This window comes from Paenibacillus aceris, assembly GCF_017874035.1.
Taxonomy (GTDB): domain Bacteria; phylum Bacillota; class Bacilli; order Paenibacillales; family NBRC-103111; genus Paenibacillus_E; species Paenibacillus_E aceris.
On record NZ_JAGGKV010000003.1, the window covers coordinates 68878 to 87619 of the forward strand.

General features: G+C 43.8%; 10 protein-coding genes. All 10 read right to left on the reverse strand.

All coding sequences use genetic code 11. The features are described from left to right. Positions 1-108 precede the first annotated feature (108 nt). Positions 109-4566 carry an endo-alpha-N-acetylgalactosaminidase family protein gene (locus tag J2Z65_RS07140; protein WP_209855803.1) on the reverse strand — a complete coding sequence of 1486 codons (4458 nt, stop codon included), beginning with the start codon at positions 4564-4566 and terminating at the stop codon, positions 109-111. A gap of 230 nt (positions 4567-4796) precedes the next feature. Further along, positions 4797-8111, reverse strand: a complete 3315-nt coding sequence (locus J2Z65_RS07145) for a M60 family metallopeptidase (RefSeq protein WP_167061566.1) — start codon at positions 8109-8111, stop codon at positions 4797-4799. A gap of 285 nt (positions 8112-8396) precedes the next feature. Then, positions 8397-9041, reverse strand: coding sequence for a hypothetical protein (locus J2Z65_RS07150; RefSeq protein ID WP_167061569.1), 645 nt, complete (start codon positions 9039-9041; stop codon positions 8397-8399). Positions 9042-9176: 135 nt separating this feature from the next. Beyond that, positions 9177-10859: a response regulator gene (locus J2Z65_RS07155; protein WP_209855807.1), complete on the reverse strand. Its 1683-nt coding sequence runs from the start codon at positions 10857-10859 to the stop codon at positions 9177-9179. A 10-nt stretch (positions 10860-10869) separates the two neighbouring features. Beyond that, on the reverse strand, positions 10870-11697 hold the full coding sequence (locus J2Z65_RS07160) for a carbohydrate ABC transporter permease (RefSeq protein ID WP_167061577.1): 828 nt from the start codon (positions 11695-11697) through the stop codon (positions 10870-10872). Further along, positions 11698-12579 carry a carbohydrate ABC transporter permease gene (locus J2Z65_RS07165; protein ID WP_167061580.1) on the reverse strand — a complete coding sequence of 294 codons (882 nt, stop codon included), beginning with the start codon at positions 12577-12579 and terminating at the stop codon, positions 11698-11700. Positions 12580-12655: 76 nt separating this feature from the next. Then, positions 12656-13948 (reverse strand): ABC transporter substrate-binding protein, encoded by a 1293-nt coding sequence (locus J2Z65_RS07170; RefSeq protein ID WP_167061583.1) that lies wholly within the window; start codon positions 13946-13948, stop codon positions 12656-12658. Positions 13949-14229: 281 nt separating this feature from the next. Then, positions 14230-15876 carry a response regulator transcription factor gene (locus J2Z65_RS07175; RefSeq protein ID WP_209855810.1) on the reverse strand — a complete coding sequence of 549 codons (1647 nt, stop codon included), beginning with the start codon at positions 15874-15876 and terminating at the stop codon, positions 14230-14232. Positions 15877-15937: 61 nt separating this feature from the next. Then, positions 15938-17725 carry a sensor histidine kinase gene (locus tag J2Z65_RS07180; RefSeq protein ID WP_167061592.1) on the reverse strand — a complete coding sequence of 596 codons (1788 nt, stop codon included), beginning with the start codon at positions 17723-17725 and terminating at the stop codon, positions 15938-15940. A gap of 180 nt (positions 17726-17905) precedes the next feature. Next, positions 17906-18718, reverse strand: coding sequence for an ROK family protein (locus J2Z65_RS07185; RefSeq protein ID WP_167061595.1), 813 nt, complete (start codon positions 18716-18718; stop codon positions 17906-17908). Positions 18719-18742 lie beyond the last annotated feature (24 nt).

Here is an 18742-nt window from a genome sequence, read left to right on the forward strand (position 1 = left end):
TCTCCCAATAGATGAGATGTCGTTTTCGCCTTCGGAAGCCCTGCAAGTAAGAAGGGCCATCCTTTCGCCATTTCCATGGCAGCAGAAAGCCCCTCCTCATTCATTGACTTACTCCATTATTTTTTTGGCTACAAACGCAAGATCTTCAATATCGATTTTGCCATCGCCGGTTACGTCTGCTTGCTTGACTTGCTCCCAATCTGGGCTGGAAGATGTTTTGCCGTAATTCGCTGCAACGATGCCAAGGTCACCGATGCTAATTTTATTGTCATGGGTGACGTCGCCTGGCATTCCCGGAGGCTGTGTTGCTATGATAACGCCCACCGTAGAAGCTTGTGCCTTCGTTTCCGCTCCCTGTGCATCGCCCAGCGCTGCGTCGGTTACAGCAATCGTTCCCGTTGCCGGCTGCGTTACAGCCTTGGCTTTGAACTTTAGTTCCAGGATCCCGCTGTCTCCTGTCACAGCCTTACCTAAGCTTGCGAGAATAAACCGAAGCTTGCCCAGCGTGTCCTTCACCGTATCTACAAGCAGAACGCCATCTTTCACGGCGCGGGCCGAGACAAAGTCAAACACGTTTGAATCGTAGTCCAACTTAATATCTAGTGCATATACGCTTTGCGTGACACTGCTCAGACCCAGCTGTACAGGGAATTCCCCGCCTGCCGTAACGGTACCGGCTGCAGATAGCGTCGTTAGAGCGTTCTGCGTACTGTCGCCTTTTTGTACTGTAATATGGCTTACCGCTGTGAAATTGCTGCCTACCGTGGTGACCGTAATATCCGCCGCTCCCGCTTTTAAAGCGGTTACTACTGTTTTGCCGTCTTTCACTTCCACTTTCGCGACGGTATTGTCACTGCTCGCCCAAGTGACATTTTTATTTGTTGCGTTCTCAGGAAGCACTGTTGCTACCAGCTCTGCCGTTTGGCCTTCTTTCAGCGAGACTTGCGGTTTATCTAACTGCACGCCGGTTACAGGCACCTCAATCATGCGATAGACATTAATTTCAGCTGCAGATGCCCAACCATTATACCCGGCAGTTGCTTCAAGTTTAATAAAGGACGCTCTCGTCACCGGGAACTCCGCTGTTTTCTCCGTGGCGTCTTTGGCCCAAGTTCCACTTGAGACTTTGGTGTACTGGACACCATCCGTACTCGCATAGACATTGTAGGCCGTGATGATACCGTTACTTCCCCCACCTTGTCTAGGGAGGACCTTGATTTTATTCACATCGTAAGTACCTCCAAGATTCAATGTAATCGATTGCGGCAGCGGATCAGACTTATCCCACTTCGTATGCCAAATCGTATCTGGATCTCCGTCGAGCACGTTGGATGCCCCGTTCGCTTCATTTTCCAATTCCTCGCTTGTTGCCGTTGCCGTCATCTGCGACTGGGGAATTTGGTTCGGATCGACGACCAGACCGGAATCCGGCGGTGGATTTTGGCTTACATCTCCTCCAACGCTGACGACCAAGTCATCCATGACAAAATCGGTATCATTCCCCGTCTTCTTCTTCAACCCAATCCATGAATTTCCTGAAGATGACGCGACAAATGCGTACTTGAATGTTTCAGGAGAGGTAGCTGCATGAAACGTAGTCGTCGACGCTGTTGTCACGCCATCACCAACAACGAACGCATAGTCCGTCGAACCGCTTTCGTATTTGAAACTTACCGTATATGTTGTTCCTGGAGTGAATCGTAATGTTTGAGGCAACGTTTTGTAAACAAGGCCTCTATTTTCCTTATGCGATACTAATGACCAATTCCCGCTAATCGTATGGTCGATCGGACTGCCATTCCACCCTTTTTGCGTATAAGGGGCATGCAATTCGGAAAGATGCGTACGCGGATCATTGATCCCGCCCGCTTCCGCTTTGACAAACGGATACCAGCCTGCATCCACATGTTCAAAATCTTCAGCGAAATACGCGTTTGTTGGATTCGCCGCCCGCTCTATCTTCAGAAGATGAACGTCATCGAAAGTAATGTTTGTTGTACCTGCCTGACCTTTTAGATAAAGCGTCGCTGTCGTTTGCCCCGCCGGGACATCGAACAGTACGCGCATCCGCTGCATATTGGTACCATTCTTGGCATCCGCCGCAATATAATTGGAAGCAAACGAGCTGCCCGTATAGTTGGTTACTTCGTCTCCGCCATAATCCTTGACCCCGATTACAGCACGACGAGTGCCTTCTACTTCCACATTGACATATGCGGAGTAAGTTCCTTGCGAGAGTCCTGTCAGCTTCTGGCTGACGCTCACTTCTCCTCCGCTTGCCATCTTCAGCTCATATTGTCCGCGACTGTTTCTCTGAACAGCGGCAGACGCCGTATCGCCCGTTACCGTCCACGCAGCAAGCCCCCCGCTATTGAAGCCCGAATCTTTGACCAATGAGCCTTCTCCGTAATTCAAGTCAGGAGCTGCTGGCGCGTCACCTTTGTAGACCACATAAGGGGTATTCGCGACTGCGTTAATCGTAATTTGATTGTTTGACACCGTCAAATCCTGCACCCATTCTTTCCCCTGATCCGTCAGCTTGTAAAGCTTCACTGTCGTGAGACCCGACCAGCTTAACGGAAGCGTCCAGCTCGTATTACCGCCGTTTGCATTCCAGTGGTACAGCTTTTCTTCTGTTTTCGGATTCCATGGAAGGAGGTAGGCTCCACCATTCAAGATCGTGATGCCATCCTTTGTCATCACTCTTGTCCCGCCAGCATTGCTAACGCTTACATTGTTTTCAAAATTGACCGTGTTGCCCGTCCATTTGGTAATCGGGAAGTGCTGCATATATTTCGTCGGCAAGTTCGTTGCAAACGTCATCTTGATCATATTGTCATAGTTGACCTTGCCTACCCAGCCTTCGTATGCCTCCAGTTCCGTTCCGCCTAGCAGCGGATTGCGGACGATCCATGTATCCTTTTGATGATTGTGGATAAAACGGGCGATTTGGCTGTTAAATCCTTTAACCGTTGTCCCGCCATAGTTGTATTCAGTAGCCCAGTGGTACCAGATCGCGTCTTTCTCCATCACAGTAGGGAATTCCGTAGCAGCCGCCCAACCCAATTGTTTCATTTCCCGTGCTAGCCTCGCGCCGTTCCAGCCATTCTCAAACCAAGTATCCGCATAAATAAAATCAAGGTTCGGTACTGCTGTTTTCAATTCTTGCAATCGGTTAAACCTGGCTGCGGTCGAAGCTTCGCTACGCATTTGAGCCTTATTATAGAGGAAGGATGCATCCAGCCAATCCCAGCCTGGTTTATTGGGATCTACCAGCGTATCGCTAAAATATTTCGCTTCAGGGTAAGCTTCGGTCGCATTAATATGCACCCCGAAATATCCGCCATATTGGTGACCTACATTGACAAGCGTGTTCATATCTGTCGCTCCGCCTTGACGAATTCCGATATTATTGCCGTAATCCGGATGTGCAGAGTCATGGCCTTCCTGTTGATACCCCTTGAGCTCTATAAACTGACCTAATCCGTCCGTATTCAAGTAGATTCGTTTCGTTTCGTCCAACGTTTTGAGGAAAGGGTTCGTTGCTTGGCTGGCAAAGTTAAATGGAATCCGCTGAACGACAAGATCGGGAATCCGATCACTGCCTTGAGGCGTCTCCATGATGCTGCGATATGCAATAGCTGCGTCTTGCCAATCTATGGCGCTGTCCTTATTCGCATCTCCCGTAATGACAACCTTGGCGCTTGGCAGCGGTTCAGCTTCGTTCATACCTTCTGGCCGGTATAGCCAGGACCCGCTCCAAATGCCGGTAAGGGCATAGCCAGCTTTGTTTACCGTCTGTTTATGAAGCCTTTCATTATCCGTATCTGTCGTATAATCTGAAATCGCATTCGTCCAGATGCCTCCCGCAAGCTCACTCGTATTAAGGAAAGTGTACAAATAATTTTGTGGAGATGCATCCGCTTGAGGGGTTCCGGTTACATCTCTAACTGTATCGCCTGTTCCCGCAACGGCCGTATACATCCGTGAACCGGCAAATGTCGCTCCGCTTTGCGTGCTTCTGACAGAAAGCAAATTATGATTCGGTATTTCAAAGGTTTTGACTTTGGTCGCACCAGTCTCAGTAATGCCTGTAACGTTAAAATTCAACGTATTCTGAGCGACTTCCAGAACGATGGTCATCGTGACGTCTATCGTTGGAAAGGTTAAGGTATAGGATGCTTTAGAACCCATGTTGCTAAACGTTACATTAGGCGTATAGCTGATTCCGTTAATTTTGACCTGCGATATACGATCCTCTTGACCGTACATTACTGCGTTACCATATTGATATTGAATGACACTTGGGAAATTTTTGTCTACCTCAACACGCATTAGATTCGAAGCAATGAATTCGGATTGCAGGTCTGTCGCTGACAGTGGCGCTGCACCGTAAACGCCCTCCTCTACTGAAGTATCCCTTGTTATAGACGAACTATCCGTAGTTGTGCTGAAACTCTCCATCGCAGATATTGACTGTACAGTTGAGCATGAAAGAAACATCTGCAGTGCTAGAGTAGCCATAGAAAGTTGTCCCAAATGTTTTCGTTTTTTACCGTTTACCATTTGTCTTCACCCTTTCCTTGCGATTTAGCTTTGATACATTTTTACCACCAACCTATTGTATCCGACTTGCAAGCGCATTCACATGATCTTTTTACACCTTCATATGATATTTTAATACTGAATAATCCTACTTCTTCTTTATGATTTCTCAAAACAAAGCTAGGTGCACAATGCAACAATCATCGCACCATGCACCTAGCATCGCCATTCGTTCCTGAATCATTTAGTTATTAAGGTGCTGCAGTAGTGACAGGAATGCCGAATACGTTAATTTCGGCTGCTGATGCATAATTATTTACTCCCTGAATGGCCTCCAGCTTCACATGCGTTGCTGTTACCGGCATAAATGTTGCACTCTTCAGCGTTGAAGATTGGACCCAGGTCCCCGTCGCTGCTTTCGTGAAGTTTACACCATCTGTGCTTGTATAAATATTGTAGCCTGTAATGATGCCATTCCAATTGCCGTCTTGTCTCGGCAAATAATTCAGCTGGCTGACTTGATAGCTTCCACCCAAATTCAGCGTAATTGACTGCGGCAACGGATTGGATGAATCCCATTTCGTATGCCAGATTGTCGAAGAATTCCCATCCAATACATTCGAAGCGCTGTTATTCTGATTTGTCGTTTCCTGGCTACTGGCGGTCGCTGTCAGTTGCTTTTGTGGAATGACGACCGGCAGCATGTAGTTCACGTTGATTTCTGCTGCGGATGCATAACCGCCAATACCGGCTGTTGCCTCCAGCTTCACATATGAGGCCGACGTTACCGGGAAAGTAGCATTTTTCTCCGTCGCATCGTTGGCCCAATTGCCGGTAGCTACTTTTGTAAAATTCGTTCCATCGTTACTCACATAAACATTATAAGCCGTTATGATGCCGTTCACGCCGCCAGCCTGTCTTGGCAAATATGTCAGATTTGACACATTGTAGGTGCCGCCAAGATTCAACGTGATCGATTGTGGCAGCGGATTGGATTTATCCCACTTTGTATGCCAAATGGTAGATGGATCTCCATCGAGTACGTTGGAGGCTCTGTTATTTTCGTTTGCCAACTCTTCGCTCGTTGCCGTCGCGCTCATTTGGAAGTGTGGAACGGTTTGCGATTTGCCGATATCCGCCGTTAAATGCCAGATTGGATTCGTTGGCTTAGGCAGCCCAAGAGCAGCGACGGCGTCACGCGCATTGGACGAATATTTAAATCCCCAGCGATCAAAAAATTCCAGCAAATTCTCCCCCGCCATGCGGGAAGCCGTGAGTACGAACTGATCTTTCTGCTGCTGTAAGTTGGCAGGCAAACTGGTTTCGTTCATTTCTCTATACGCCGTATGCAGCTTCGCATAGAAGTCCCAACCGTAAGCATATTTCAACTGAGCGAACATCACTAATCTCATAAACACATCGTCGATGTTTTCGAAATCTTTGCTCGAGTCTGTGTTTGCCACAAATTGAGCAGCCTGCGGGAATACATCTTTCAAACGTAACTCATTTCCGTAATACTCTTGGACATGCAGGGAATGAAGATTGTTGGTTACCTCGATATTGCTGCCCCAAGTCCATGCATACATCTGAAAGTTATGGCCCAGCTCATGCCAGAACCCCCAACCGTTATGCTGAATATCATCGAGGTTTACCAACATTTTAGAAGTATCGCCTTGATATAGCATGATGGGATAACCAGCGTGCATCCAACCGTTGGTGATTTGTTTGTCGGCAACATAACGGAACGGCCAATTATCTAAACTTTTGTTCGGCAGCGGTTTATCTGGAGCCAATCCGGCCATATTTTCATATAAACCATAAATCTCATCCCATTTCGCCATCAACTGCTGCGGGTTATCGAGCGAATGGATATCCTCCGACGGCACCGTCAGCGCGATATGATTGCTTTGAAGTTCCGCCCATGGTGCGGGATTATTGCGAATGGTGTCCTTCCACTCTTGTTCGCTGGTTTGTCCGAGAACAAAATAAGGAGCCTGGATGACACCGCCAATATTGACGTTCACCGTTCGTCCAGGTTTGGATTTCGACGGGATGATGTACACCAAGCCGCCGTAAGGGCTGCTGATGCGATTGAGACCGGGATTCAGCTTTTTCTTCAGAGCGACAACCGGTAGACGATCCCACTTTGTAATTTTAGCCCAGTCAGATGTCAGATCGTCCGTATGGGCCCCGATTTGTACAACCAAATCTGGTTCGTCAGCAGGAACCTCCACGGTAATTTCCCCGCCGGCAGGCGCATATGTTCCGGTGCTTACCCAATGCCCGGGAGGAGCAGACATTCGTAAGTAGCTAGTGTCTGCATATTCCATATTCACAGCGATCGTTTTGGCGACCCTCGGTACCGAATTCTCTACCTTGCCTGGAAACACGTCTGCTCCGGCAAACTTTACACCCGCATCATCCAAGCTTGCAACAGATGACCTGTATTCAACTAGTGCGCTCGTATAGGGCTTCTGTAAACGATCTAACGGCATTGTTAGCGCACTCATAACCGCATCGCTTTCGCTCTTTATTCCGCTCAGGTAGTTACTAGTGGGGACAATGGATTTCCAGCCATTAAGAACGCTTGAGTTGATTCTTTCCCACACATCCTGTGGCGAATTCTCACCTGCTGCGGCATAATCCATAAAGGTTTTGGCATTGCCCTCGACTTGCTGCAGCGCATCGGTCAGTGAAGAAAGCTTGGTCTTGTTCACTTGATCTAAAGAAGGCTTCGGATTAGGGTCATTTATGGTAATACTATCGTCGTTAATGCCCAGACCGGCTTGATTCAGCAACCATTGAGCCGGATAATCGGTTACTTTGACGTGCTGCGGATCTTTCGCTTGTGAACGGACGTCATCCGGCGGATAGGATGTCATGACCCAGCCCTTTGATTTAACAATGATGCTCCCGCCATTTTTAACATACGCCTCCAGTGCAACTGCTTCCGCAGAGTTAACGAATCTCGGATCGACACACGCGACAGGGTAAACGAGGGGGTCCAGCGGTTGACTTGTCCAACTGCTGACAACGGTTTGATCGATAGGTAGCGCATTCCCAGGCGTTAAATCACTTTTCGTGATCAGCTTGAGTCTTTCATTGCCCACAAGTGCATTCGAATAACGATTCGTGGTGCCTGTTGCCGGATTCGGAGACTTGTCTTCGGTCAGCCAAAGCAGCATGTTTCTTGCTATTGTTCCGTCTAGCGTATTCGAGCTTGCAGTTAAATTAAAGTAGCTCCAATCACCCGCTGCAATGACACGCCCTTGCCCGTAACGCGAAGCGCCTACAAGCGCAGATTTGCCCTGATCAAGAGCCACCGCAAATGCGTCCGCCCCAAATACGGTTATGGTCGACTCGTTCTGATAATCCGGATAGCTTGGCAAATCGGTATACAAAAGATTCAAGTCATGATCCACGCTTGAATAAACGGAATCGGATACACTTACTCGTTCAGTACTTGAGGCAGCTGCCGCAACCGAAGGAACTGTAAAATAGGTTTGGCCAAAGGGCAATACCAAGCTTAGCGAAAGTAAAACCGCAATTTTCTTTTTTCTCATCATTTGTTTTAATTCACTCCTGTCAAATTGTTATTCCTGCATGGCGAAAAAATTGTAATTGTCACCTCCCTTCAACATCTGAATAACATACAGCAAAAAGGCACAAGCCAAAATTTTAAAGCGCTTTCAAAATAATTCTATTCAAATTTTAACCCCGAAGGAATGATATTTTCTACGAATTAACCCTCATTTTCAACAAAATCCGGTACGATATATTATTCCCGACTCACAAAAAGGCCAGTCAGCAATCGCTGGTTGGCCCAATCCGAGATAGAAGATGTTTTATTTTTAATTCGCTGCACCGATCCCAAGATCACCGATGCTTGTTTTATTGTCATAGTTGACGTCGCCTGGCATTCCCGGAGGTGACGTCATACTCACGTTGACCGAAGATACTTGCGCCTTCGTTCCCGCTCCCTGCGCATCGTCCTGCAGCTTAGGCGACCCAAGATCAACACTGGCATCAGAATTCTCAATGAATTTTTGACGCAATAAAGTAGAAATCAATGGCTGATTTTCATTGGAGCGAAAGTACCGATCGGCATGAAGGGTGATCTCGCTCAAATATATTCGACCTTTGTCGTAAAGCTCGTTCATACTAGTTTTTCGCAGCTTTGGACCTGCCTCTGGATGGGCATACAGACTATTTACGGTGTCAAAGATCAATTTAATCTCGGGTATGCGATTAGCCATAGCAAATTCCTTGTTTCCGGCGAGTTTATTGTCAATGTCTACACGCAGGTATTCAGAGTATTCTTGCCATACCTCCATATCTAAAAACTTCATCATTTCATCGTGACCGTACCAATAGAAAATATCAGTTTTTCGCATTTCATCGTAGAAACCTTTGACGATCTCCAGTTTACCGAATGCGATAATTTTCTCCTTGTGGTCAATTACATGTGCATGTGTATGTGTATGTGTATGTACCATGCGCTCCCCCCCTTTTTACACCTTTATCATATTGGTTTATCTGGCGTACAACCATTGAATTTAGTACTGTAAATATTTGAAAAAGTACTATTTTTGTGGTTCTTGACATGAATAAACCGTGAATAATTCCCGCTATCAAGTATCAATTTTCATTGCCGCCCCTAAACCAAGACTCTCCCTATAAGCCCTCGGACTTACACCTGTAGCCTTCTTAAATACTCGGCTGAAGTGCTCCGAATTCATATAACCGATCTTTTCAGACAGATCAATGATTTTATATCCCTTTTTTAACAACCGTTTAGACTCTTCGATACGCAAATTCGTTACATATTGAATGAAACTCTCGCCGACATTTTTCATAAATAGCCTGCTGAAATAATTTTCACTGACCCCAACCCATTTGCTCACCATGCTTAGACTCAATTCCTCGCAATAATGCTGATGAATGAACTCTTTTGCAATCTCAATGATACTATAGGGCAAATTTGCTTTTTGGCTTAGCTCATGAATAAAACGATAAATATCTGAACAGACCTGCTTGATCCATTGTAAAGTATCCTCAAGGGTATGAAACTCTTTTAACTTTTCGAAGGGATTACTATGGTCAAACACGCCGCCCCATCGAACTTCTTGGGTACTTAGGAATGAGCTAAGTTCCCATAGGAAATCGATGAGTATCAACCTTGTTTCATGAACTTCAAATCTTACCTTTTCTTTCAATAGCTTCACATATTGGTCAAATTCAAGCTCCCATAGCAGTTCATTCTCCAGCTCAAGCAAACGTACGATCTCAATGCCTATGGCTATAAGCGTAGTTCGTACATCACCACTAGTTTCCATGCATGTTTTGATTTCACTCTCTGGGTAAAAGAACTTGTCATACCCTTCAAAAAAGCACAAAGAAATTAGGCTTCGCGCCTGATTCAGTAACATTTGCCAATGCTTTTTCCCATCAACGATATCGCTAATTCCCATTGTTACACGGACATTCATATACTGCTCTAGTCTGGTTTTGATCAATAAGAGCGTAGTGTGAATCCGTTTACGAATCGCCGTTTTACTTCTGAGCTGTGGAACCGTTAACAAGATGAATATGTCGTTCGCGTCCTCACAATAAACGATATGCTTGAATGACGCCGAGTCCATCTCTGTTTTAATCGTTTGCTTAATCGTCTGCTTAATCGCCTGCTTCAAAATCATCTCCGCAGAGCTTGTAATCGACACCGCAACGGCCACTTGATTGCTCTCGCCCAGCCAATCGCTCACTTCAGAAACGATTCGGGAATACTCCATAACATGGGATTGGATATCTAAGGTGAGAAGCCCGGCGATCACGTTTTCCGGGTCAGCTTTTTCTTCCACCATTGGACCTATCATTTGTACATCATTCGAAGCAGCAAGCTTTTTTAACTTTTGATCGGCTTTTTGCAGAATTGGCAGAATGTGCTCCTCGTCCATATCTACTTTAACAATATAATCAAAGGCGCCAAGCAAAAAGGCTTCACGAACATAACTAAAATCATTGTATGCGCTTAATATAATTGGAATTGGCTTCTTCATCGTATCTACAGATTGAATAGAACTTAACAGTTCAATGCCGTTCACTTTAGGCATCTGAATATCAACCAGCAAAATATCGATATCATTACGCTCTTGCAAAATAGCCAAAGCCTCCACTCCATCATCAGCTTCAGCTACAATCTCCATATTAAGTTCTTTCCACAAAATCATTTGGTGCATGGCCAATCTCACAAGAGGCTCATCGTCTACAATCATAACGTTATACAAGCATCCATCATCTCCAATAGAAGATTTCATACCTTGCTAATTACCCTTTAACCGCACCATCCATCATTCCCTTAAATATTTGCTTGTAGAAAATGATATAGATGAGCATACTTGGTATCAATGCAATTGTGATAGCCGCACATAATGAAGCCAGATCTGAGTTGCGTTGACCCACATAAGTTGTTAAGGACGTAGCAATGGTCAATAACTTTTGCGATGGCATATAAAGCTGTTGGACGAAAATATCGTTCATAATCGCTACTCCCTTAAGAATGCCAAGCGTAGCTGTAACAGGGAGCAGCAGCGGAAAAATGATGGATCTATATATACGGTAATAGGAAGCCCCGTCTAACATGGCACTTTCATCCAGTTGTTCTGAAATTTTCTCTAAAAACTGCATGTACATATAAATTTGCAGAATATCAGTGCCTATATAAATAATAATTGGAGCCCATATCGTATCATAGATTCCAAGCTTATGAATCAGTTGAAATCGTGCAATTTCAGTCGTATACGTAGGGATAATCATGGCAAACAAAAATAAAGCAACAATGATCTTCTTACCAACAAATTGAAAACGATTCAACACATAAGCTGTCGATGTCCCAAGCAATGCGTTGCCAATGAGACTTACGCCTACAAGTAAAAATGAGTTTTGCACGCCTCTTAGCAAATGGCCCTTGTTTATCGCAATCTTATAATTCTCCAGATTCAAAAAATTCGTTGGCAACGAATACGGAGATGTTGATGCTATCTCCATATTATTTTTAAATGATCCAAAAAAAATGAGCAAAATTGGAGCGAACACAACAATTGCTATGCATGTAAATAAGATGTAATACAAAGAACGGTTCAGAATACGCAGCATCTACAGCTCACTCCTATCTTTAACCAGCCATTGCTGCAGTTTGGAAAAAATAATAACCAAAATCAAGAGTACGATCGCCATTGCAGAAGCAAGACCATAACTATTGTTACTAAATGCGGTACTTAATGCAAACAGACCAAATGTGCTGCTTTCAACCCCCGGTCCGCCGCCGGTTATCACTAGCGGTATATCATATTGAAGAATAGCTCCTGAGACGTTAAGGAACAAAATAATTTCAATGACTCGTCGAATACCAGGCATTGTAATGTATAGTTGTTGATGCCAAAAGTTGGCCCCATCTATTTTCGCAGATTCGTATAAATCATTGGGTATAGATTGAAGTCCTGCCATAAAAAGGATCACATGCACACCTGAGAAGCGCCAAATCGATACGGCTACGAGTGAGTAATTAACGACATTAATATTACTGATCCACCCTGTAATGAGTGAATCAAGACCCACAAAACTCAAAAATGCATTTAACGGTCCATTCACCGGATTATAAATATAAGTAAACATATACGCTACAGCAATGCCGTTAATAATGTAAGGCATTAGAACCGTAAACCGGTAAAACGAACTACCGAACAGCTTGCGATTTAGCAGTACAGCAGCCACGAGCTCAACCGGAATCATACATGCATGAATAATAAAATAAAGGCTGTTATTTTTCAAAGCATGCCAAGCTTCTGGAAAATCAAAAATAATTCTTGAATAATTATCAAAACCTATATATTTAAAATTTTGACTGTAGCCGTCCCAATTCGTAAAGCTGTATCGAACTAACTCGATGGTTGGATAAATAAGAAATAATAAGAGCAGCGAAATGGGTACGAATAATAATGTAACAATCGTTACCTTCTTTTGCAGGTTGTAATTCATTTTCTCTCACCCCTGATGGTAAAGAAAAGGTGCTATTCCCAGATTGCAAAGTAGCACCTTCTCTTCTATTTATCTATTATTTGCTGGAATCAATGGCTTTCTTCCACTTATTGTTCAAATCGCCTTCGATCTTGTCAATTGACTTCCCGGCAAAAATATCTTGAGCTACTAGAGAAGGATCATACTGAGCGGCAGCTTTCACCTTGTTGTACATTTCATCGGTGCCGTTATACACAAACGGCTTGAAAGGCGTCTTCTGCGCTTCTTTAGCAAAGAATGGATTATCGCTTGCTACTGTTGTCATCGTAGACATTTGTTTACTCGTGCTGATATAGGCGCCATAAACATCCTTGCTAAATACCCATTGCAAAAATGCTTTCGCTTCTTCAACGTTTTTCGAATTTTTATTCACGCCGACATGCATATCGGACATCGTCATCGTTGTTAATGGTTCGCTTTCACTGTTTCTCCAAGGCAGAACAAACGCACCAAGATCATCATCCGCTTTCACTTTTTCCATATAACTTGGATAATACCATTGACCTAGTGCAATGGTTGCGGCTTTCTTAGCCTCGAATGCTTGTGTTTCCTGATCGAAAGAGATCGACAACGGATCTGGGCCAGCGAGTTTTTTCGTTGCAATTTCTTGCACGAACTTCGCAGCCTTGTCAAAGGATGAGTTGGCCGAGAACGGTGCTTCGTTTTTTGTAAGATTTGTCAAAAAGTTTTCGTCCCCGGAAAGCATATGCGGTCCGAATTCCATTAACGGATAAGAGGTCCAGCTGTCTTTCATGCCAAGTGAAAGCGGAGTGTATTTGCCGCTTGCTTTTACTTTCTCCAGCAAAGCAATGTATTCAGGCATTGTTTTAGGAACTTCTAAGCCTAGTTCTTTAAAGATACTTGGGTGATAATAGACAACTTCATAGAACGATACCAAAGGAAGACCGAGCGTTTTGCCATCAACTTTCGATGTGAACTTATTGTCCTTCGCAACTTGCAAATCATCAAGCGGCAGCAAAGATTGTTTATAAATTTGCAAGGCGGCCGGTTTCATGTAGAACACGTCCGGCAAATCGTTTGCCGCAAGATTCACCTTTAAATATTGTCCTTTATTATCCGGAACTTTGAGAACTTCAACGGATACATTCGGCTTCAATTTCGTATACTCTTTGACTTTCTCTGTCCAAAAATCGAGATCCCCTTGCGCTTCCCACATAGCAAATTTCAGCTTGACCGGTTCTTGCGTTAATTGTGTTGCTGCCGGAGCTGTAGTTGGTGTAGATGTTGTTTTTGTTCCGCAGCCTGATACCACGCTTGCCATGACTAACGTAACCATCCCTAATGAAGCAATCCATTTTCTATTACTCAATCGAAGCACCCCTTCACATTAGATTATTTTTAGATTATGATTAACCTGTTATTCATCATACAATTATTGAAAACGGAAACAAATGATAGAATCTAACACAAACATGATATTTTCTACACCTCTCGAACCCCATGTTATTGCAGATCATTATCCTCTGATCTCGTTGTAATGAGCGGCACATTGTCAACGCGGTCTTTGGAAATCCACTGGATTTCAAGCAATAAAAATGGTCAACCAACATTGCTGGTTGACCATTTCTGTTAGGGACTACCCTCTGGAGGCTATCCTTGATCTGTTTTCATTGTTGCCCCTAAACCAAGACTCTCCCTATAAGCCCTCGGACTTACACCCGTAGCCTTCTTAAATACTCGGCTGAAGTGCTCGGAATTCGTATAACCGATCTTTTCAGACAGATCAATGATTTTATATCCCTTTTTTAATAACCGTTTAGACTCTTCGATACGCAAATTCGTTACATATTGAATGAAGCTCTCGCCGACATTTTGCATAAATAGCCTGCTTAAATAATTTTCACTGACCCCAACCCATTTGCTAACCAAACCTAGACTCAATTCCTCACAATAATGCTGATGAATGAATTCTATCGCCTTCTCAACGATACTATAGGGCGGCGAATTTACTTTTTGTCTTTGCTCATGAATAAAACGATACATATCTGAACATCCCCACTTAATCCATTGTAGGGTATCCTCAAGGGTATGGAAGTCTTTCAACTGTTTAAAGTGATTACTATGGTCAAACACGCCCCCCCATCGAACTTCTTGGGTATACCTGAATGAGCCAAGCTCCCATAGGAAATCGCTGAGTATCAACCTAGTCTCATTAACTTCAAATCTTGCTTTTTCATACAATAACTTCACATATCGGTCAAATTCAAGCTCCCATAGCGGTTCATGCTCCAGTTCAAGCAATCGTACAACTTCAACGCCTTTGGCTTTAAGCATAATCCTTAGATCAACGCTAGTTTCCGTGCGTGGTTTAATTGCGTTCTCTGGATAAAAGAACTTGTCATACCCTTCAAAAAAGCACAAAGAAACTAGGTTTCGCGCCTGATTCAGTAACATTTGCCAATGCTTTTTCCCATCAACGATATCGCTAATTCCCATTGTTACACGGACATTCATATACTGCTCTAGTCTAGTTTTGATTAATGAAAGCGAAGTGTGAATGCGTTCACGAATCGCCATTTCACTTCTAAGGTGTGGAACCGTTAAGAGAATGAATATGTCGTTCGCGTCCTCACAATAAACGATATGCTTGAATAACGCCGAGTCCATCTCTGTTTTAATCGTCTGCTTAATCGCCTGCTTCATAAGCATATCAGCTGTGCTTGTAATCGACACCGCAACAGCTACTTGACAGCTCTCACCCAGCCGATTGCTCACTTCAGAAACGATTCGGGAATACTCCATAACATGAGATTGGATATCTAAGGTGAGAAGCCCGGCGATTACGCTTTCCAGGTCTGCTTTTTCTTCCACCATTGGACCTATCATTTGTACCTCATTCGAGGCAGCAAGCTTTTTTAACTTTTGATCGGCTTTTTGCAGAATTGGCAGAATGTGCTCTTCGTCCATATCTACTTTAACAATATAGTCAAAGGCGCCAAGTAAAAAGGCTTCACGAACATAACTAAAATCATTGTATGCGCTTAGTATAATTGGAATTGGCTTCTTCATCGTATCTATAGATTGAATAGAACTTAACAGTTCAATACCGTTCATTTTAGGCATCTGAATATCAACCAGCAAAATTTCGATATCTTGACGCTCTTGCAAAGTAGCCAAAGCCTCCACTCCGTCATTAGCTTCAGCTACAATTTCCATATCAAGTTCTTTCCATACGATCATTTGGTACATTGCCAGTCTCACGAGAGGCTCATCGTCTACAATCATGACTTTATACAAGCATCTATCATCTCCAATGGAAGACTTCATATGATATTTTCTATACCTCTGGACCCCCATGTTATTGCAGATCATTATCCTCTGATCTTGTTGTAATGAGCGGCACACGAATCACAAATTTCGTACCGGTCGGTTCATTCGGTTGTATCGTTAAACCATAGTGCATGCCATATTGCACTTGGATACGACGTTTTACATTGGAGATCCCCATGCCGCTGAACTTGTTCTCATGATTCTGGTTCATCCAGGAACTCAGTTGTTCATTCTCCATTCCGACTCCATTATCTGCAATTTCGATTTGCAAACTCTCATCGACAATGCAAGTATTCACCCAGATCTGTCCATCTACGTCCTTCTCATCCAACCCATGCACAATACAGTTTTCCACGATTGGCTGCAGTAACAGTTTTAGAATATAGAGAGAAGACGTTTCTTCCGCTACATTCCACACGACACTTATTCTCTTTCCAAACCTGTTTTCCATAATGTAAAGATAATGCTTGAGATTCTCTATTTCCTCCGAGAGCGGATTAAGGGTACTCCCTCTATTAAAAGAAGAAGAAACCAGCTTCATTAACGCGACGGTTATATTACGAATATTGTCTACTTTATTAACTAGCGCTATAAGCTTGATGACATTTAACGTGTTTATTAGAAAATGAGGATTAATCTGTGATTGCAATGAATCAAACTCTGCGATCCGTTTGGCTCTTTCTTCTTCTTTGTTTCGCAAAATTAATAGATGAATATGATCTAGCATATAGTTAAATGTATGCCCCAGCGTCACGATCTCGGCGCTCCCCGATGCAACAATCTTGGCATTCAAGTTCCCTCCCATAACGCTGGTCATCTTCCGAACCATCATATGAATCGGCTTCGTCAGACTGCGTACCATGAAAAACGAGATCACCAAAAACACACCGGTACAGACAATCGTGAAAATGATAACCACTCTGAAAATTTGATCGTAAGTTTGCGTAAGATGGCTGTAGGGAATTTGGTGAATCACCTTCCATCCTGTATTAGCAACGGTTGCATAAGTGATCAGTATCGTTTTATTGTCTAATTCGGAAATAAAATGACCTTCCTGATCGTTGTTAATTCTCTCAAATAAATGCTCATCCACATGTTCGAGATTGGATAATCCAGAGCTTGATGCAATGATTTGTCTATTTTTATCAACGATTAGAAAATCAGAATCAATGGTATTGCTATTTCCTCGTAATAAGTTCTCAAATGAGCTGCGATTGAAAGTACAGTAGATCAACTCGACGGTTTGCAATCCCGGTATGAACTCGGGTGAAACAGCAGCGGTAATCACATATGGCTTTCCGCGATCGAACAATACATTTTTTTGTAAGCCAATAAATTGAACCTGATTCGCATTGGAAAGCGCCTTTGTATACCACTCCGAATCATGGATGACTGGTGTATCTTCAATCAAGTTTCGACTATAAGAGAAGACCCCTCCTCCCTTAAAAAAGAAACTTACCGAAAGGATATAGTTATTGATCGATGCGTTATACCGTGTCAAAGCTGAATTTATAAAATCAATGTACATTTGACTGTTGCCGCTGTCTGCTTGCGACATCCGTGTGGCATTGATCAAAACTTCTTGATCCACCCCAATATTTGCAGTGATATACATTATTTTTCTAGTTTCCTGTTCTGCGGTGTATGTGATGGAGTGTAAGGTTTGCAAGGTTCGATTGGTTGTTTGTACTAACAAATCGTGCTTATACACCTGTAAAATGATGGCGGATAACGTTGTCAAAGGTACAACCACCATGATAAAAAGAAGAAGATAAAGGAGTGTCGAGATTCTCCATGGCGTTCTTAACCTATTCATCTGCATGAACCTCGTCCCATTCAAAATTCGAAAAGCAAAACTAGGTGCAGGATGCAATAACCATCGCACCATGCTCCTAGCATCGCATCATGCACCTAGCATCTTCATTCGTTTCTGAATGATTGTATTCGGATGTTACTAATAAGAGAATGATATATTCTACGAATTTCCCTACATTTTTTAACCAAAATTCCTTAAACGATGACTATGCTCCATTTCAACCAATCGTGAAACTCCTAACAGTACCGAAGAATCTGGATCCTCCGCAACGACAAACCGGACATTTCCCCAAGGCGTCCACGCGTTCTTAAGAACTTGTTCCTGGAGCAACGGTACAATGTCTGCCTGAGATTTCATCAACTCTCCGCTTAAAATGACAATTTCCGGGTCAAAAGCATGAATAAGATTCACAATGCAAGTGCTCCAATACGGAATTAATTTTTTAAATGTATCGATGCCTACTGCATCATTGTTCGTGACTGCTTCTAGGTCTGCGACAAAGTAATCACTCAATATACCGGCTTGATGATGGCGGCCACGTATAATTTGACCGTCCATCATCGCTGCCGTACCGATACTGGTTCCGATCGTCATTAGGACAGCATCCGTTTCGCCTCTTGCCACGCCATAAGCAGCTTCACCGATTAGCGCAGCCCGGGCGTCATTTTCAAGGATACAAGGCAATCCGAACACCCCATTAAACCACTCTTCAAAAGGAAACCCTACAGCATCTGAATATTTATCGTTAATCGATGCTAGGGTCCGGCTGGTTGCATCAACCACACCGGGCACTGCTATCCCGATCCCTGTACATTCGGATAGGGAAAAACGGCTATCGGAAAATAATTTGTAGATGGCTCCTATTATGTCCGAAAGACGCCTTAACAGCCCCTCTTTCGATAGGGCTGGTAATCTCGTTTTTAAGATAACGGTCCCATTGTAAACCAAACCGATGTTGATATCCGTCCTCCCGACGTCGATCGCTATGTGCATGTAGACTCCGCCCTCCTTTCTTAA